18 protein-coding genes are annotated in these 16,224 nt (G+C 66.2%); 14 read left to right on the top strand and 4 right to left on the bottom strand.

From position 1 onward, the window contains the following. Positions 1-148 precede the first annotated feature (148 nt). From cnbZ to hemC, 8 genes are all read left to right on the top strand, one after another. Complete coding sequence (gene cnbZ / locus AKL29_RS39270; protein WP_050387869.1) at positions 149-898, top strand: 2-amino-5-chloromuconate deaminase CnbZ; 750 nt, start codon at positions 149-151, stop codon at positions 896-898. A gap of 124 nt (positions 899-1,022) precedes the next feature. Beyond that, positions 1,023-2,615: an NAD(P)/FAD-dependent oxidoreductase gene (locus AKL29_RS39265; protein ID WP_082190828.1), complete on the top strand. Its 1,593-nt coding sequence runs from the start codon at positions 1,023-1,025 to the stop codon at positions 2,613-2,615. Beyond that, complete coding sequence (locus AKL29_RS39260; RefSeq protein WP_028334553.1) at positions 2,615-3,022, top strand: c-type cytochrome; 408 nt, start codon at positions 2,615-2,617, stop codon at positions 3,020-3,022. The genes AKL29_RS39265 and AKL29_RS39260 overlap by 1 nt, the downstream gene beginning before the upstream one ends. Positions 3,023-3,196: 174 nt before the next feature. Beyond that, on the top strand, positions 3,197-3,685 hold the full coding sequence (locus AKL29_RS39255) for a Rid family hydrolase (RefSeq protein ID WP_028334552.1): 489 nt from the start codon (positions 3,197-3,199) through the stop codon (positions 3,683-3,685). 129 nt (positions 3,686-3,814) lie between these two features. Then, positions 3,815-5,233, top strand: coding sequence for a M20/M25/M40 family metallo-hydrolase (locus AKL29_RS39250; protein WP_244482668.1), 1,419 nt, complete (start codon positions 3,815-3,817; stop codon positions 5,231-5,233). Continuing rightward, on the top strand, positions 5,233-6,051 hold the full coding sequence (locus AKL29_RS39245) for an aspartate dehydrogenase (protein WP_050387867.1): 819 nt from the start codon (positions 5,233-5,235) through the stop codon (positions 6,049-6,051). Before AKL29_RS39250 ends, AKL29_RS39245 begins: the two co-directional genes overlap by 1 nt. Continuing rightward, positions 6,051-6,671: a bifunctional nicotinamidase/pyrazinamidase gene (gene pncA, locus AKL29_RS39240; protein WP_050387866.1), complete on the top strand. Its 621-nt coding sequence runs from the start codon at positions 6,051-6,053 to the stop codon at positions 6,669-6,671. Before AKL29_RS39245 ends, pncA begins: the two co-directional genes overlap by 1 nt. A gap of 65 nt (positions 6,672-6,736) precedes the next feature. Further along, a complete protein-coding gene (hemC, locus tag AKL29_RS39235) occupies positions 6,737-7,747 on the top strand; it encodes a hydroxymethylbilane synthase (RefSeq protein ID WP_050387865.1) in 1,011 nt (336 codons plus the stop codon). 6 nt (positions 7,748-7,753) lie between these two features. On the opposite strand, the gene AKL29_RS39230 is transcribed toward hemC, so the two are convergent. The 3 genes from AKL29_RS39230 to AKL29_RS39220 are packed head-to-tail and all read right to left on the bottom strand — an operon-like array spanning position 7,754 to position 10,287. Next, entirely contained in the window at positions 7,754-8,443 is a 690-nt protein-coding gene (locus AKL29_RS39230; protein WP_050387864.1) for a DUF1045 domain-containing protein, read from the bottom strand. A 9-nt stretch (positions 8,444-8,452) separates the two neighbouring features. Continuing rightward, entirely contained in the window at positions 8,453-9,625 is a 1,173-nt protein-coding gene (locus AKL29_RS39225) for an alpha-D-ribose 1-methylphosphonate 5-triphosphate diphosphatase (RefSeq protein WP_050387863.1), read from the bottom strand. Next, positions 9,622-10,287 (bottom strand): LbetaH domain-containing protein, encoded by a 666-nt coding sequence (locus AKL29_RS39220; RefSeq protein ID WP_050387862.1) that lies wholly within the window; start codon positions 10,285-10,287, stop codon positions 9,622-9,624. The genes AKL29_RS39225 and AKL29_RS39220 overlap by 4 nt, the downstream gene beginning before the upstream one ends. 210 nt (positions 10,288-10,497) lie before the next feature. Between AKL29_RS39220 and phnC the strand changes: the two genes are divergently transcribed. The 4 genes from phnC (at position 10,498) to phnE (AKL29_RS39200) (ending at position 14,134) form a co-directional block, all read left to right on the top strand. After that, entirely contained in the window at positions 10,498-11,313 is an 816-nt protein-coding gene (gene phnC / locus AKL29_RS39215; RefSeq protein ID WP_028334545.1) for a phosphonate ABC transporter ATP-binding protein, read from the top strand. Between the two features lie 79 nt (positions 11,314-11,392). After that, positions 11,393-12,325: a phosphonate ABC transporter substrate-binding protein gene (gene phnD / locus AKL29_RS39210; protein WP_028334544.1), complete on the top strand. Its 933-nt coding sequence runs from the start codon at positions 11,393-11,395 to the stop codon at positions 12,323-12,325. A gap of 79 nt (positions 12,326-12,404) precedes the next feature. Beyond that, the gene (gene phnE / locus AKL29_RS39205) at positions 12,405-13,289 is read left to right on the top strand and encodes a phosphonate ABC transporter, permease protein PhnE (RefSeq protein WP_050387861.1); all 885 of its coding nucleotides are present in this window, start codon (positions 12,405-12,407) and stop codon (positions 13,287-13,289) included. After that, positions 13,286-14,134 carry a phosphonate ABC transporter, permease protein PhnE gene (phnE, locus tag AKL29_RS39200; RefSeq protein ID WP_028334542.1) on the top strand — a complete coding sequence of 283 codons (849 nt, stop codon included), beginning with the start codon at positions 13,286-13,288 and terminating at the stop codon, positions 14,132-14,134. Before phnE (AKL29_RS39205) ends, phnE (AKL29_RS39200) begins: the two co-directional genes overlap by 4 nt. A gap of 170 nt (positions 14,135-14,304) precedes the next feature. On the opposite strand, the gene phnF is transcribed toward phnE (AKL29_RS39200), so the two are convergent. Then, complete coding sequence (gene phnF / locus AKL29_RS39195) at positions 14,305-15,030, bottom strand: phosphonate metabolism transcriptional regulator PhnF (protein ID WP_028334541.1); 726 nt, start codon at positions 15,028-15,030, stop codon at positions 14,305-14,307. A gap of 116 nt (positions 15,031-15,146) precedes the next feature. Between phnF and phnG the strand changes: the two genes are divergently transcribed. Beyond that, on the top strand, positions 15,147-15,608 hold the full coding sequence (phnG, locus tag AKL29_RS39190) for a phosphonate C-P lyase system protein PhnG (RefSeq protein WP_050387860.1): 462 nt from the start codon (positions 15,147-15,149) through the stop codon (positions 15,606-15,608). Between the two features lie 4 nt (positions 15,609-15,612). After that, positions 15,613-16,221 (top strand): phosphonate C-P lyase system protein PhnH, encoded by a 609-nt coding sequence (phnH, locus tag AKL29_RS39185; RefSeq protein WP_050387859.1) that lies wholly within the window; start codon positions 15,613-15,615, stop codon positions 16,219-16,221. Positions 16,222-16,224: the final 3 nt, after the last annotated feature.

Genomic DNA, 16,224 nt, shown 5'->3' with positions numbered 1-16,224 from the left:
ATGGGTCCCGGCCTTCGCCGGGACGACGATTGTGGATGCAGGCCGGGCCACACATGCGGTGTCGTCCCTGCTTTCGCAGGGACGACGGCTGTGGTGAAATCAAGTGAGGCGTCATCGCGACGGCCCATCACCGTGTTCACGAGGCACCATGACCAACACCATCGAGGCTTCCGACGGCGGCTACCGCTTCATGCCCGGCGTCAGCCAGTATTCCTGCGGCGTCGCTGCGCTGCCCGGCTTTGCCATCGAGCGCGTCAGGTTTGCCGAACCGGTGCCGCTGAGCGCGGGTTTTGCTGGGATAGCTGACATCCTCAAGGCCGCCGGCCGTCCGCTGACCGCATTCGCCGCCTGCGAGCTGCGCTCGCCGGCGCCGTTCACCGAGGAGGGCTTTAAGGCCTTCAACGAGATCTACATCAAGACGCTGGTCGCCTGGGGCGTGATGCGGGGCGTCAATCCGGTGGCGCGCAGCAATGTCTGTCCAAAGCTCGATCCGCCCGGCGAGCCGTCGTTCCACGCCTTCTGCTACACGGTGCCGGCCGCCAAGGACGCACCGGCAAGCTTCGTCGTGGCCGGCAGCGGCGAGTCGGTCGAGGGCAAGGCCAATTACCGCGATCATACCGTAGCCCTCGGCGACACCAGCCCGGCGGGGCTCCTGGCGAAGGCGAAATTCGTGGCTGACGAGATGGAACGCCGGATGAGCGCGTTCGGCGGCCGTTGGCAGGACACCACCGCAGTGCAGCTTTACACCGTGCACGACGCTTATCCTGTGCTGGAAAGCGAGCTCGGCCGCCGTGGCGTGCTTCGCAACGGCTTGACCTGGCATTTCGACCGGCCGCCGGTGGTTGGACTCGACTTCGAAATGGATTGCCGGCGCGTGCATCGCGAGCGGGTGGTGTGACGCGTCGGTCGCGTGACGCATCAAAAGCGCGTGTGGGTGGATGTGGAAGCGTGCGCCCTTTCTTGACACGGATCGCGCGAGCCGTTTCCCTTCGCCATCGACGTCAGCGGCTGGGTGAGCGCGGGTGCAGAACGAATCTGTGATCAGGCGGCGTGATCTGTTGGCGCTGATTGGCACCGTTGCCGGCAGTTCGGCGATGTATCACGCGATGACGAGCCTCGGCTTCGCGTCCGAATCCGCCTACAAGGGGCCGCTCAAGCTTGCAGGCGACGTGAAGGGCGCCTCGGTGCTGGTTCTCGGCGCGGGGCTTGCCGGGATGACGGCGGCGCTGGAGCTGCGCAAGGCCGGCTACAAGGTCCAGATCCTCGAATTCAACAGCCGCGCCGGCGGCCGCAACTGGTCGATCCGCGGCGGCGACAGTTTTGTCGAGCTCGGCGGCTTCAGGCAGACCAGTCAGTTCGAGCAGGGGCTCTATCTCAATCCCGGCCCGTGGCGGATTCCCTATCATCACCGAGCGCTGCTCGATTACTGCCGCCGGCTCAATGTGACGCTGGAACCCTTCATCCAGCTCAATCACAACGCCTATCTGCACGCGACGCGTGCATTCGGCGGCAAGCCGCAGCGCTTTCGCAGCATCAAGGCGGATTTCCAGGGCGGGGTCTCGGAGCTGCTCGCAAAGGTCACCCAGCAGGGCCGGCTCGACGAGACCGTCGGCAAGGAGGATCAGGAGATCCTGCTGCAGTCGCTGCGCGATTGGGGCGCGCTGGATCGCGACTACAAGTACAATGCCAACCTCGTGTCGGCCGAGTTCCGTGGGTATGCGCGCGATCCCGGCGGCGGCCTGATGGGCGATCCGCTGCCCAGCGAGCCGATCCCGCTGCAGGAGCTGCTGCGGTCGCGGATGTGGCGCTATCTGCAGACCTTTGCGCGCTACGATTTCCAGACCACCATGTTCCAGCCGGTCGGCGGCATGGACATGATCGGCAAGGCGTTCGCGCGCGAGGTCGGCGATCTCATCCGCTATGGCGCCAAGGTGACGCAAATCCAGCAGAACGGCTCCGGCGTCACCGTGAGCTATGTCGACACCGCCAGTCCATCCACGGTGCAGCAGGCCACCGCCGACTGGTGCATCTGCACCATCCCGTTGCCGATCCTGAGCCAGTTGCCGGTCGATGTCAGCGCGCCGATGAAGAGTGCGATCGACTCCGTGCCCTATGCCGCCTCGGTGAAGATCGGCCTGCAGTTCAAGCGGCGGTTCTGGGAGGAGGATGACGCGATCTACGGCGGCATCAGCTACACCGACCTGCCGATCCGGCAGATCGCTTATCCGAACTACGGCTTCAACCGCGGCGGCCGCGGCATCCTGCTCGGCGCCTACATGTATGGCGGTGCCAATTCGTTCGAGTTCACCGCGATGACGCCGGCCGAGCGGGTCGCCAGCGCGGTCGAGTTCGGCGCCGCAATCCATCCGCAGTACAGGAACGAATTCGAGAACGGCGTCGCGGTGGCCTGGCATCGCGTGCCGTTCACGCTCGGCTGCGCCGGCGAATGGACCGAGGCCACCCGGGCGCAGCATTACCGCAATCTCTGTCAGATCGACGGCCGTATCGTGCTGGCGGGCGAGCACGCCTCGCAGCTGCCGGCCTGGCAGGAGGGCGCCATCCTGTCCGCGCTCGACGTCATCTCCCGGCTGCACGAACGCGTGGTGAAGACATGATGATGCGGACCGCGACATCCGTCGTCGCCGCACTGGCGCTGCTGTCGGCGACGGCGGCCCTTGGGCAGGACAGTGGCGCGGGCAAGCGCACCTTCTCTTCGGGCTACCGCTTCGTCGAGATGACAGGCGAGGAGCTGTTCGCCAATGTGTGCCAGGGCTGCCACATGCCGGATGCGACGGGCGCGAGCGGGGCGGGCACTTACCCGTCGCTGGCCGGCAACAAGAATCTCGAGGCCGCCGGCTATCCGGTCTTCCTTGTCATCAATGGCCGCCGCGGCATGCCGGCGTTCGGCGACATGATGACCGATGGTCAGATCGCCGCCGTTGTGAATTATCTGCGGACGCACTTCAGCAACAACTATCAGGACGCGGTGACGACCAAGGATGTCCAGGACGCCCGCCGCTAGAAGCGCCGTTTCCGTCATTCCGGGGCACGGGCAAAGCCCGCGAACCCGGAATCCAGAGGTGACGTACTCGGAGTTCCGCAACTTCGAGATTCCGGGTTCGCGCGGCGCGCGCCCCGGAATGACGAAATGAACGATGTGTGCCGCACGAGCTGCGATCGAGCAATGGGGGAAATCATGAGATTAGCAACTATCGCACTGGGCGCCGCGTTGTCGGCGATGGCGACCGCCGCCTCGGCTGACGTGGTCAGGCATCCGATTCCCAACTCGACATTCCCGATCGCGCAGGCCGTGACCGTCACCGGTAACACCACGACCGTCTATGTCAGCGGCCAGGTGCCGCCGGTGATCAACAAGGACGCCGATCCGTCGAGCCCGCAGGCCTATGGCGATACCAAGGCGCAGACCGTCGGCGTGCTCAACCGCATCAAGGCCATTCTGGAAGGCCAGGGCCTCGGCATGGGCGACGTCGTCAAGATGCAGGTATTCCTGGTGCACAACGCATCCGCGCCGATGGACTTCAAAGCCTTCATGGAGGGCTACACCCAGTTCTTCGGCGGCAGCCAGCCCAACCTGCCGGCGCGCTCGGTGGTCGGCGTCGCAGCCCTCGCCAATCCCGGATTCCTGGTCGAGATCGAGGTGATCGCGGCCAAGGATTCGAAATAAGGACTGCAAATAGCGTGCGCGAAACCGCGGAGCATGCGCGCGGAAATTGAAGGGCTCGCCGTCTTGCCAAAGCGCGTGCCGGCTGTCTGAATTCGCTCCGATCAGGTGGCGGAATTCCGGGAGAGCATGATGTCGCACAAGGCTAGAGACACGGTTCGGTCGCTGCGGCTCGCGGCGGCGCTCGGTCCGGCGCTGCTGGCAACCGGTGCCGCGGCGCAGGGGCTGACGGAGCAGCAGCAATTCGCCCGCGGCATCTACCAGGAGCTGGTCGAGATCAACACGACCACCGCGACCGGCGATACCCAGAAGGCGGCGGAGGCGATGGGCGCGCGGCTCCGCGCGGCGGGCTTCCCCGAGGCCGACGTGCACGTGTTCTCGCCGGCGCCGCACAAGGGCAATCTGGTGGCGCGGCTGCACGGCTCCGGCGCGCGCAAGCCGATCCTTCTGGTTGCCCATCTCGACGTCGTCCCCGCTAACCGCGAGGACTGGTCGGTCGATCCGTTCAAGCTCACCGAGCAGGATGGCTATTTCTACGGCCGCGGCTCCAGCGACGACAAATACATGGCGTCCGCCTTCATCACCAATCTGATCCGCTACAAGAAGGAGGGCTATAAGCCCGACCGCGACATCATCGTCGCGCTCGAGACCGACGAGGAAATCCTCGATGCCAACGCTCTCGGCATGCAGTGGCTGATCAAGAACCACCGCGACCTGATCGATGCCGAGTTCGCGCTCAATGAAGGCGGCGGCGTCGGTCTCAAGAACGGCAAGGCGATCCGCAACAGCGTGCAGACCAGCGAGAAGGTCTCGATCGGCTACCAGCTCACGGTGAAGGATCGCGGCGGCCACTCATCGCTGCCGCGCAAGGACAATGCGATCTATCACCTCGCCGAAGGCCTCGTGCGGCTCTCCAATTACAGCTTCCCGATGAACCTCAACGAGACCACACGGATCTATTTCACCAAGACCGCCGAGGTCGACACGTCGCATGCCGACGACATCAGGGCGATCCTGGCGCCGCAGCCCGACCCGGCGGCGCTGGCGCGTTTGTCGGAGAATCCGGGCTATAATGCGCAGCTCCGCACCACCTGCGTCGCGACCATGCTGGAGGGCGGCCACGCCATCAACGCGCTGCCGCAGCTGGCGACAGCCAAGGTGAACTGCCGGATCCTGCCCGGCGAGCCGGTCGAGGGCGTGCAGGCGACGATCGAGCGCGTGCTCGCCGACAAGGAGATCGCGGTGGCTCCGACCGGCAAGGCCGTGCTGAGCCCGCCGTCGCCCCTGAACGAGGAGATCATGGGTTCGATCGAGAAGCTGTCGAAGGAGTTCTGGCCGGATGCGTCGATCGTTCCGGTCATGAGCACCGGCGCGACCGACGGCAGCTATCTGCGGAACGCGGGCATTCCGACCTATGGTCACTCCGGGCTGGCCGCCGATGTCGACGACAATCGCAACCATGGCAAGGACGAGCGCGTGCTCGTCAAGTCGTTCTACGAGGGCGAGGAGTATCTCTATCGCCTGGTCAAGATGCTCGCCGGCGGGAAATGATGGCTGACAGCAAGACAAGGACACGGGTTGCGGTCGCCGGCCTCGGCGCGATCGGCGCCGACGTCGTCAAGGCGCTCGATCAGGGCATCGAGGGCCTGACGCTGGTTGCGGTGTCAGCGAACAACCCGGACAAGCACCGCGGCTGGGTGGCGAAGCTCAAGTCTGCGCCGAAGCTGGTGCCGATCGAGCAACTGGCCGAGATTGCCGACATCGTGGTCGAGTGCGCGCCGAGCAAGCTGGTCCGTTCGATCGTGGCGCCGCTGGTCGAGCGCGGCAAGACCGCGGTCGTGCTCAGCGTCGGCGCGCTGCTCCAGAACGAGGACCTCGTCGATTTCGCGAAGGCCCACGGCGGCCAGATCATCGTACCGACCGGTGCGCTGATCGGGCTCGATGCCGTGACCGCGGCGGCCGTCGGGACCATCCATTCGGCCAAGCTCGCGACGCGCAAGCCGGTCGCCGGCCTCGTCGGCGCGCCGCATCTGGTCGAGAACAACATCCAGATCGAAGGCATCACCGAGCCGCTGCGCATCTTCGAGGGCAGTGCGCGCGACGCCGCAAAGGGCTTTCCGGCCAACCTCAACGTCGCGGTGGCGCTGTCGCTCGCCGGCATCGGCCCCGACCGCACAAGGGTCGAGATCTGGGCGGATCCGACGGTGACGCGCAATACCCACCGGATCGAGGTCGATTCCGATTCCGCGCGGTTCTCAATGATGATCGAGAACATTCCCTCGGACAATCCGAAGACCGGCCGCATCACCGCGCTGTCGGTGATCGCCTGCCTGCGCAAGCTGCGCGCGTCATTGCGGATCGGCACCTGATGAAGATTGCGCCCGACGATCTCTTCCTTATCATCGACGTGCAGAACGATTTCTGCCCCGGCGGCGCGCTGGCGGTCGCGGACGGCGATGCGGTCGTGCCTGTCGTCAACCGGCTCGCCGAGCGGTTCGACCATGTCGTGCTGACCCAGGACTGGCACCCGGCGGGCCACAGCTCGTTTGCGACCTCGCATCCGGGTGCGGCGCCGTTCTCCGAGATCGCCATGCCCTATGGGCCGCAGACGCTGTGGCCGGATCATTGCATCCAGGGCACGGCCGGCGCCGCGTTCCATCCCGACCTCGCCACCGAGCGGGCCGAACTCGTGATCCGCAAGGGGTTCCGGACCGCGATCGATTCCTATTCGGCGTTCTTCGAGAACGACCGCAAGACGCCGACCGGGCTCGCCGGCTATCTGCGCGAGCGCGGCTTCAGGCGCGTCGTGATGGCCGGGCTCGCCACGGATTATTGCGTGCAGTATTCGGCGCTCGATGCGCGCCGGCTCGGCTTTGAGACCATTGTCGTACTGTCGGGCTGCCGCGCCATCGACCTCGGCGGCTCGCTCGCGGCCGCCACGACGACAATGCGCGAGGCCGGAGTGGAGCTTGTTAAGGACACCGTCTGAGCGTGGCCAAACAGGGGCAAAAACCGTTGTTTTGACTGGCTTTTTGTTCTAATCCCCAGCCGTTGATGATCACGCGCAGCGGAGCTTTCGTGTCGGGACAGGTTTTGCGGATTGGGACGCGCAAGAGCGCGATGGCGCTCGCGCAGACGGACGAGGTTGCGCGGCTGCTGCGCGCTTCGGCGCCGGACCTTGCCGTCGACATCGTCAAGTTCGAGACCCGCGGCGACCAGGACCAGACCAGCAAGCTGTTGCGCCATGGCGGCAAGGGCGGCGCCTTCGTCGCCGAGATCCGCGAAGCCATGCGTGCCGGCACCTTGCAGGCGGCGATGCATTCGCTGAAGGACGTACCGGGCAATGAGGAGACGCCGGGTCTCGTCATCGCCGCGATGCTGGCGCGCGATGCCGCCAATGACAGCCTCGTGCTGCGTCCCGGCCTGTCGCTCGACACCCTTCGCGCCGCGCGCGGCAAGGGCTTCATGATCGGCACCAACGCCGTCCGTCGCGCCGCCTATCTGCGCCGGCTGTTTCCGGAAGCGACCGTGATCCATTATCGCGGCGCCGCCGACACGCGGGTGGCCAAACTCGATCGCGGCGACAAGCAGCGGCTGCCGGGTGGCGGCGAGGTTGGGCCGGCGGATGCGCTGGTGATGGCGCGCTCGGGCCTGGAGCGCATCGGCATGACCGCGCGCATCGCGCATGATTTCTCGGTCGGCGAGATGCTGCCGGCGGTCGGTCAGGGCATTGTCGCGGTGGAATGCGTCGACACCGACTGGGCGACACGTGCGCGGCTTGCCGGGATCGACAACGTGCAGTCGCGGCTCGCCGCCGAGGCCGAGCGCGAGGTGCTGTGGGTGCTCAACGGCCATTGCAATTCGCCGATCGCCGGTCACGCCACGCTTGCGGGCAGCGAGATGACGCTGCGCGCCTCCGTGCTCGACGAGGCCGGCGCCGGCTTCATCGAGGTGACGCGGCGCGGGCCGGCGGATCGGCCGCGCGAACTCGGCCGCGCCGTGGGCATGGAGCTGCTGGAGAAGGGCGCCGCCGAGATCATCGCCCGCACCCGGGTGGAGGAATAGCGCGCGCTACGCCCGAAGCGGCCAGCTGCCGATGATGCGGAAGCGTGATGCGCTGTCGGTCTGCTTGAACAGCGCGATGCGGTCGATTGCGAGCCTCGCGAGGTCGACCGCCGCGAACCGTGTGCGCAGCTGCGCCATGATCGGGCCGCGCCGCTCGTCGCTCAGCCGTCCCGTCAGCGTCATGTGGAAGCGAAACTCCTCCATGACGTAGGGATAGCCCCAGCGGTCGAGATAGTCGCACTGCCGCGCGGTGAGTTTCTCCGGCCTGCGGCGCGCGCGATCTTCCGGTGTCAGCGGCGCGCGGAACGCGTCGAATTCCGTGACGCAATCGGCGGCAAGCTGCTGCAGATCATCCGAGCGGCTAGCCGGGATCACCGCGATGAAGCCGCTGATGGCATCGACCACCGGTTCGATCACCGGAATGCGCCGCGCGCGACCGGCGAAGGCGGCGCAGGCATCGAGAAGCTCAGCCTCGCTCCGACCGTCGGCGAGCGCGGTGGGCGCCTTCAGCGTGGCGTGGAATCCATACTTGCGCGGATCTTCGGTGACCTCGCGCCAGTCGGGCATGACGCCTTCGGGAAACGGCAACTCGTCGCCTGACACGGCATCGTAGCCGAGCAGCGTCGAACCGAAGCGGTGCAGCGCGCTGTCGGGTGACGGCGCATGGTAGATCGCGTAGCGCGGAGTATTGGCCATGGGACCGAGCTACGCCGCCGCAACCGTCTTGCGCGGTGCGAGCGAATGAACGAGGCAGCTCGCGTCCGCCAGATGCACCAGCCGTCCGGCCGCGATCACGGCGACAATGCGCGGTCGCAGCGGCACCTTGTCGTCGACGACGATGATGTCGGCACGGCGGCCCGCGGCGAGCACGCCGCGGTCGGCGAGCCCGGCCGCGCGGGCCGGCGCCGACGAGATCAGGTCCCAGGCCCTGGCGAGCGGCAGGATGCCGTCGGCGGCGAGGCGGAACGCCGCGAGCAGCTGCGCCGGATAGTAGTAGTCCGACGCCAGCACCGAGCAGAGGCCCTGTGCGATCATGTCGGATGCCTTGGTCCAGCCGGTATGGCTGCCGCCGCGCACCACATTGGGCGCGCCGAACACGATGAAGTCGCCCGCCGCCGCAGCGTCGCGCGCGGTCTCCTCGTTGACGGGGAATTCGGCGATCGTGGCGCCCAGCGCGCGAAACTCCTGGCGCATCGCCGGGCTGTTGTCGTCGTGCGACAGCATGCGGATATCGGCCGCGCGCGCAGCGGCGGCCAGTCGCGCGATCGAGGCAGGCACCTCGGGGCGGCGCGCCACGACCCGGTCCAGCATGTCGTTGACGGCCTCGACGGAGAGCCCGGTGCGCTCGGCCAGCTGGTTGCGCTTCTTCGGCTTGACGTTGCTGTGGTCGTTGAAGGCGAACAGATCGATGCGGCCTTCACTGAGCCATTGAATGATCTCGGCCTCGGCCTCGAGATTGTGGGTCTCGTGGCGCAGATGGAAGCGGGTGTCGGCGGCGAGCTGCGGCCGCAGCGCCTCGATCGCGTCGAGCAGCTTGCGCGCATTCTCCGCGCTGCGCAGGCCGGGCTCCCACGACCAGGTCGTGCCATGGAACACGGTGGTGATGCCGTTGGCGATCGCCTGCCGGTCGCTGTCGATCAGCGCCACGTCGGTCGGGAAGTCGACGCCCGGGCGCGGCATCATCTGCCGCTCGAACGCATCGCCGTGCAGGTCGATGATGCCGGGCAGCACCAGGAGGCCGCTGGCATCGATGTGCAGCGCGGCGCGACCCTGCTCGGCGTCGAGCGCGCCGATGTCGCGGCCTGCGGTCCGCAGCGAGGTCTCGACCAAGGCGCCGTCAACCAGCGTGCGCCCGCCCTCGATGAAAATGTCCGTCACGATGCGGCGCTCCGTTGTTTGGCTTGTGATTGGGATACGGCCTCGGCCTCATGCTTGTCGAGGAATTCCTCGACCGCGAGCTTGCGAAAGTCGGGCAGGACGCGGCGGAGCGTCTCGTGATCCCAGTCCCACCATGCGAGCGCGGCGAGGCGGTCGGCGATCGTCTCGGAGAAGCGCCGCTTCACCGGCCGCGCCGGATTACCGGCGACGATGGTGTATGCGGGAACGTCCTTGGTCACGATCGCGCCGGCGGCGACGACAGCGCCGGTTCCGACGTTCCGGCCCGGTAACAGGATCGCACCGTGCCCGATCCAGACGTCATGGCCGATATGCACGTGATGCGCACGTCGCCAGTTGAAGAAGTCGGTGTCGTCGCTCTCCCCGGGGAAATACGCGCTGGCGCGGTAGGTGAAATGCGCCTGAGTCGCGCGATGCATCGGGTGGTTGCCGGGATTGATGCGGGTCATCGCGGCGATCGAGCAGAACTTGCCGATCGAAGTGTAGGTGATCTGGCTGTCGTTCACGACGTAAGAATAGTCATCCATGCTGACTTCAAGCAGGATCGTGCGCGCGCCGACCTCGGTATACTTGCCGAGCTTGCTCTCGCGCACCGACGCTGTCGGGTCGACGGTCGGCACAACCGAGAGTGTTTTTCCGGCCATCGGGGCCTCCGCAAATCTTAAAGAATCTTGGGCTTCCGGGGATGCGTGCTCGTCATCGGGGCGCTTGATGACAACATCATGACGTCGGGATGACGGCAAGGGAGCGACAAGGGAGGGGTGTGGACGATCGCCGCACCGCAGCGCTGTCGTCACATAACTGTAAAACGCCGGGGATAGCGATGGCCCAACGAGGCGCGGTTGGAGCATTACATGCTGGTGGTGGAAGGTTTGACGTGCCGTTTCGGCACGAAAGCCGCAGTCGACAACGCGTCCTTTTCGATCGCGCCGGGCAGCTTTGTCGGCGTGATCGGCCGCTCCGGTGCCGGCAAGTCGACGCTGCTGCGGATGATCAACCGTCTCGCCGATCCGACCTCCGGCCGTATCCTGTTCGAAGGTACCGACGTCACCGCGTTGCGCGGCAAGGAACTGCGGCGGTGGCGCGCGCGCTCGGCGATGATCTTCCAGCAGTTCAATCTGGTCGGCCGCCTTGACGTGCTGACCAACGTGCTGATGGGCCGGCTGGCCCAGATTCCGTCATGGCGGTCGCTGGCGCAGGTCTGGCCGGAGCAGGACAGGGCGCTGGCGCTGTCGGCGCTCGAGCAATTCGACATCGCCCAGCTGGCGGCGCAGCGCGCCGACCAGCTCTCCGGCGGCCAGCAGCAGCGCGTCGCGATCGCCCGCGCGCTGGTGCAGGAGCCCGACATCATTCTCGCCGACGAGCCGATCGCCTCGCTCGATCCGCGCAACACCAAGATCGTGATGGACGCGCTGCTGCGCATCAACAAGCATTTCGGCATCACTGTGCTTTGCAATCTGCACTCGCTCGACCTGGCGCGGACCTATTGCGACCGCCTGGTCGGCATGGCCGCGGGTCGCGTGGTGTTCGATGGCGCCCCCGCGGCGCTCACCGACCATATCGCCCGCGAGCTCTATGACCTCGAGGCCAATGACGTCATCGGCGCAGCACCGCTGCCCGCGCCCGACGGTGCAACTGCGCCGGCACTCGGCACCGCAGCCGCGGCCTGAGCGTCGCGCATTTTTCAATCTGGGAGGCCGGGCATTTTGCCCGGCCAACAGGTGCAACTACAACAAAAGAGGGGTAGTCATGTTCACTCGTCGCATCATTCTGGCTGGCGCCGCCGCGCTGGCATTTGCCGGTTCGGCCTCCGCGCAGGACTGGAAAGCAAAATACCCGGAGCTCACCTTCGCGGTGGTGCCGGCCGAGAACGCCTCCGGCGTCACCGAGCGCTGGACGCCGTTCGTGGCGTATCTGTCGAAGGAGCTCGGCGTGAAGGTCACGCTGCGCATTGCCAACGACTACGCGGCCGTCATCGAAGGCCAGCGCGCCGGCAACATCCAGATCGCCAGCTACGGCTCGGCCTCGTTCTCTCGCGCGCGCCTGACCGGCGTCAAGACCGACGCGTTCGCCAACGATATGAACGCCGACGGTTCGACCGGCTATTACTCGGTGTTCTTCGTCAAGGCGTCGAGCCCGTACAAGACGGTCGAGGACCTGAAAGGCAAGAATCTCGGCCTGGTCGATCCGAACTCGACGTCCGGCAACAACGTGCCGCGCTTCGAACTCAACAAGATGGGCATCGCGAACGCCGAAGGCTATTTCGGCAAGGTCGTGTTCACCGGCAGCCACGAGAACGCCGTCCTGGCGCTGTCGCAGGGAACCGTTGATGTGGCCGCCAACCAGTGGACCAACGAGGACGATTCCACGCTCGCCCAGATGCTGACCAAGGGCATGCTGAAGAATGCCGACGGCTCGGCGATGAAGAAGGATGATTTCCGCATCATCCACAAGTCGGCGCTGATCATCAACGGCCCCTATGCGTACAACACCGATCTTCCGGAGGACCTGAAGGCCGCGATCGCAAAGGCCTTCTTCGACGCCCCGACCAAGGACAAAGCCGCCTTCGACCGTCTGTCCGACGGTCAGAAGAAGGGCTTCCATCCCGCCACCACCAAGGATTGGGACGGCACCATCGAGCTGATCAAGTTCGTCGACGGTTTGCGCAAGAAGGCGAGCTGATCGCACGCCTGACGTCACGAGGGCCGGGCGTATAGCCCGGCCCTTTCCACTCAACTTCGAACCGGACTGGCACGCGTCGATGGCGACCGCCGTATCCATTCTTCCAGCGCAGCAACTGGCGACATTGGAGGACGCCTACCGCAAGTCCGTTGCACGCAAGCGGTTGAAGGCCGCGCTGGCAACGGCGGCATTCTGTGCGGTGCTGGTGATCGCGGCGTTCGGCGCCGAAGTGAACCTGCGCACGCTGTTCACCTATTTCGGCAATTTCGTCAGCTATTTCGATCGCATCCTGACGCTGGATTCCGGCGCGCGGGTCTGGACCGATCCCGCCGAATGGTTCTGGGGTTGGCATAAGTGGCTGAAGATGCTCGGCGAGACGATCCTGATCAGCTATGTCGGCACGCTGACGGGTGCCGTGCTTGCCTTCGCGCTCAATTTCTTCGCGGCCCAGAATACGTCGCCGGGCCCGTGGGTACGTTTCACGATCCGCCGCCTGCTGGAATTCGCCCGCACCGTCCCTGGCATCGTGTTCGCGTTGATCTTCGTGATCGCGTTCGGCCTCGGGCCGATGGCCGGCGTGCTGGCGATCGCGATCCACACCACCGGGGCGCTCGGCAAGCTGTTTGCCGAGATCGTCGAGAATGCCGACATGAAGCCGGTCGAGGGCATCCGCTCCACCGGCGCGAGCTGGCTGTCCTGCATGCGCTTTGCCGTGCTGCCGCAGGTCTCCGCCGGCTATGCCAGCTATGCGCTGCTGCGCTTCGAGATCAACGTCCGCGAGGCGTCGGTGATGGGCTTCGTCGGCGCCGGCGGCATCGGCCAGGAGCTGGTGGTCGCGATCCGCAAGTTCTACTATTCCGACGTCAGCGCCATCCTCATCACCATCATCGTCACGGTCTTCATCATCGACATTTCGACCGGCTGGCTGCGCGGCCGGCTGTTCGGCAAGGAGACCCGTCGATGAGCCAGATGCCGAGGCCGGACACCACGGAACTGCGCGCGAAGTACCCCGGCGTCTTCGAACGTCCCGCATCGGCACGGCTGGCGATGCCGGCCATGATCGCGGCGGCGCTCGCGATCTTCGTGTTCGGCCTGGTCGATCTCGACTTCTCGCCGTCCAGGCTGATCGCGGGCCTCGGCCAGCTCGGCTGGATCACCATGCTGATGCTTCCGCCGAATCCGGGCTCGTCGTTTCCGCTCTACATGCAGGCGCTCGGCGAGACGCTGTCGATCGCGGTGCTCGGCACCACGCTTGCCGCGGTTTTGGCGCTGCCGGTCAGCCTGCTGGCGGCGCGCAACATCATCCCCTCGAACCTGATCCGCTTTCCGGTGCGCCGCTTCCTGGACTCGATCCGCGGCGTCGATACGCTGATCTGGGCGCTGGTCTGGATCAACGTCGTCGGTCTCGGCCCGTTCGCCGGCGTGCTCGCGATCATGGTGTCCGACTTCGGCGCGTTCGGAAAGCTGTTCTCGGAGGCGATCGAGGCGGCGGATCGCAAGCAGGTCGAGGGCATTCGCGCCTCCGGCGGCAACGCCCTGCACGAAATCCGCTTCGGCCTGCTGCCGCAGGTGCTGCCCGTGATCGCCGGGCAGGTGCTCTACTTCATCGAGTCGAATACCCGTTCGGCGACCATCATCGGCATCGTCGGCGCCGGCGGCATCGGCTTGCAGCTCGCCGAGCAGATCCGCGTGCTGGAATGGCAGAAGGTGTCGTTCCTGATCCTGATGATCCTGATCGCAGTTGCCGCGATCGACTTCATCTCGAGCAAGCTGCGCTTTGCGATCATCGGGCAGCGTGCGGTGGTGTAGCTTCTTCTTCGCCTCTCCCCGCGTGCGGGGAGAGGCCGGAATTTTCGCGCAGCGCAAATTCCGGGTGACGCGGACTCTCCGGGGACTCACAGCTTCCGGATTCGCGGAGACAGGCCCCTCACCCCCACGCTCTCCCCGCCAGAGCGGGGCGAGGGAGAAGTGCTCAGTCGTCAACCATTCTCGACCAGAAACTCCACGCGCTCGGCGGCGAAGCGCGAGCGCTTGGTCACCAGCGGCTGGTCCAGCATGTCGACGTCGGTTGCGTCGACCACCAGCACCGGCCGTCCCAGCGGCAGGTCGAGCCGCGCGGCGTCGGTCGCATCGACGATCGCCGCGGTGATCCGGGTCGAGGCGCGGTGGTAGTCCTTGACGCCGTAATGGCCGAGCAGCTTCGTCATCGAGCGGACGTTGGCGAATACGCTGCCGGCATCGGGAAACCGCTCGGCCGACAGCCAGGTGGTGGAAACACAGATCGGCGTTCGGTCGGCGAGCCGCACCGCTTCGATCCGGATCAGCGGCGCACCGATCTTCAGCCCCAGCTCGCGCGCGATCTCGCGATTGGCGGTGTCGCTGCTCGCATCGATCAACTGGCCGCGCGGCTCGTGGCCGCCGGCGCCGACAATCTCGGAAAACCGCGTGCGTGAGCGCAAGGGATAGGCGAGGCGCTGGGCTTCGACATAGGTGCCGCTGCCGCGTTCCGCGCGCACCAGGCCGCGCTCGGCCAATGCGGCGAGCGCCCGCCGCACGGTGTGCCGGTTGACCCGGTACGTCTCGGCGATCTCCATCTCGCCGGGCAGCTTTTCGCCGGCGGCAAAGCGGCCGTCAGCGATGCCGCGCTCGATGCCGTCGGCGACCTGCCGCCACAAGGCAACGCCGGAACTTTCCTGCATGCTCATGGCGCGGTGATACCAGAAATCTTTGGTTTGTCACGAAACAGTCATGGCGCTCCGCTATCAAGTTGTCTAGTATCATAGACAACTTGATGCAAGCAAAGTTGCCCAAAGGTTTGCCCATGAGTTCGACCGGACCAAACAGCAAACAGCTCCAGCGCAAGGCCGCGATGACGGTGCTGGCGCACGCCGCCGCTGCGGACATCGCCGGCAGGCTGGCAGCGATCGCGGTGCCCGCGCATGAGAACCTGCGCGAGCCGGAAAACGGCCTTGTGATGCTGCGCGGGCGGATCGGCGGCGACGGTGCGCCGTTCAATCTCGGCGAGGCGACGGTGTCGCGCGCGGCGGTGCGGCTTGCGACCGGCGAGGTCGGCTTCGGCTACACGCTTGGCCGCGACGCGCGGAAGGCGCAGATGATCGCGCTGTGCGACGCCATGGTGCAGTCGGCGGAGTTGTCCGGCGAGGTGGAGGCCAAGGTGATCGCGCCGCTGCGCGTCGCCATGAACGCCGAACGCGGCCGCAAGGCAGCGGAAACCGCGGCGACGCGGGTCGATTTCTACACGATGGTGCGCGGTGAGGGATGATGCAATGACGACGATTGCCGAAATGCCCGCGGGCTTTGCCGACAAGGTGCTGTCGGCGCAGTCGACTTTCCGTTCCGTGATGGATGCGATGGCGCGCCCGGGCAGCGTGCAGCGCGTCGCCGCGAGCGTGGGAACACCAGCCGGCATGATGCGTGGCTCGGCCGCGATCGCGCTGACGCTGTTCGATCACGACACGCCGATCTGGCTCGACGCCGCGATGTCGGCGACGCCGGACGTCGCCCGCTGGCTGAAGTTTCACGCCAGCGCGCCGGTGGTCTCCGATTCCTCGATCGCGAGCTTCGCTTTGATCGGCGATGCCGCGAGCCTGCCGGCGCTCGATTGCTTTGCGTTCGGCAGCAGCGAGTATCCTGACCGCTCGACCACGCTGATCCTGCAGGTCGACAGCCTATCGCAGGGGCCGGCCTTCGAGCTGAAAGGACCCGGCATCGACGGCAGCGCCGTGCTGCAGGCGATGCTCAAGCCGCGCGACCTGTTCCAGCGGCTTGTGATCAACGAAGCCCTGTTCCCGCGCGGCATCGATGTCGTGCTGGTCCATGACGATGCCATTGTGGCGATCCCGCGCACCACGCGGCTGATCGCAAGCGGAGTGTAAGCG

It is taken from the genome of Bradyrhizobium pachyrhizi (genome assembly GCF_001189245.1).
GTDB classification, from domain to species: Bacteria; Pseudomonadota; Alphaproteobacteria; order Rhizobiales; family Xanthobacteraceae; genus Bradyrhizobium; species Bradyrhizobium pachyrhizi.
Note: the sequence above shows the minus strand (reverse complement) of the source record. Positions and strands in the feature narration are given on the sequence as shown.

What these genes read in the sequence shown, in the direction of transcription:
- cnbZ (WP_050387869.1), top strand. Translation starts at nt 149, where the DNA reads ATGACCAACACCATCGAGGCTTCCGACGGCGGCTACCGCTTCATGCCC.
- AKL29_RS39260 (WP_028334553.1), top strand. Translation starts at nt 2,615, where the DNA reads ATGATGCGGACCGCGACATCCGTCGTCGCCGCACTGGCGCTGCTGTCG.
- AKL29_RS39255 (WP_028334552.1), top strand. Translation starts at nt 3,197, where the DNA reads ATGAGATTAGCAACTATCGCACTGGGCGCCGCGTTGTCGGCGATGGCG.
- AKL29_RS39250 (WP_244482668.1), top strand. Translation starts at nt 3,815, where the DNA reads ATGTCGCACAAGGCTAGAGACACGGTTCGGTCGCTGCGGCTCGCGGCG.
- AKL29_RS39245 (WP_050387867.1), top strand. Translation starts at nt 5,233, where the DNA reads ATGGCTGACAGCAAGACAAGGACACGGGTTGCGGTCGCCGGCCTCGGC.
- pncA (WP_050387866.1), top strand. Translation starts at nt 6,051, where the DNA reads ATGAAGATTGCGCCCGACGATCTCTTCCTTATCATCGACGTGCAGAAC.
- hemC (WP_050387865.1), top strand. Translation starts at nt 6,737, where the DNA reads ATGATCACGCGCAGCGGAGCTTTCGTGTCGGGACAGGTTTTGCGGATT.
- AKL29_RS39230 (WP_050387864.1), bottom strand. Translation starts at nt 8,443, where the DNA reads ATGGCCAATACTCCGCGCTACGCGATCTACCATGCGCCGTCACCCGAC.
- AKL29_RS39220 (WP_050387862.1), bottom strand. Translation starts at nt 10,287, where the DNA reads ATGGCCGGAAAAACACTCTCGGTTGTGCCGACCGTCGACCCGACAGCG.
- phnC (WP_028334545.1), top strand. Translation starts at nt 10,498, where the DNA reads ATGCTGGTGGTGGAAGGTTTGACGTGCCGTTTCGGCACGAAAGCCGCA.
- phnD (WP_028334544.1), top strand. Translation starts at nt 11,393, where the DNA reads ATGTTCACTCGTCGCATCATTCTGGCTGGCGCCGCCGCGCTGGCATTT.
- phnE (WP_050387861.1), top strand. Translation starts at nt 12,405, where the DNA reads ATGGCGACCGCCGTATCCATTCTTCCAGCGCAGCAACTGGCGACATTG.
- phnE (WP_028334542.1), top strand. Translation starts at nt 13,286, where the DNA reads ATGAGCCAGATGCCGAGGCCGGACACCACGGAACTGCGCGCGAAGTAC.
- phnF (WP_028334541.1), bottom strand. Translation starts at nt 15,030, where the DNA reads ATGAGCATGCAGGAAAGTTCCGGCGTTGCCTTGTGGCGGCAGGTCGCC.
- phnG (WP_050387860.1), top strand. Translation starts at nt 15,147, where the DNA reads ATGAGTTCGACCGGACCAAACAGCAAACAGCTCCAGCGCAAGGCCGCG.
- phnH (WP_050387859.1), top strand. Translation starts at nt 15,613, where the DNA reads ATGACGACGATTGCCGAAATGCCCGCGGGCTTTGCCGACAAGGTGCTG.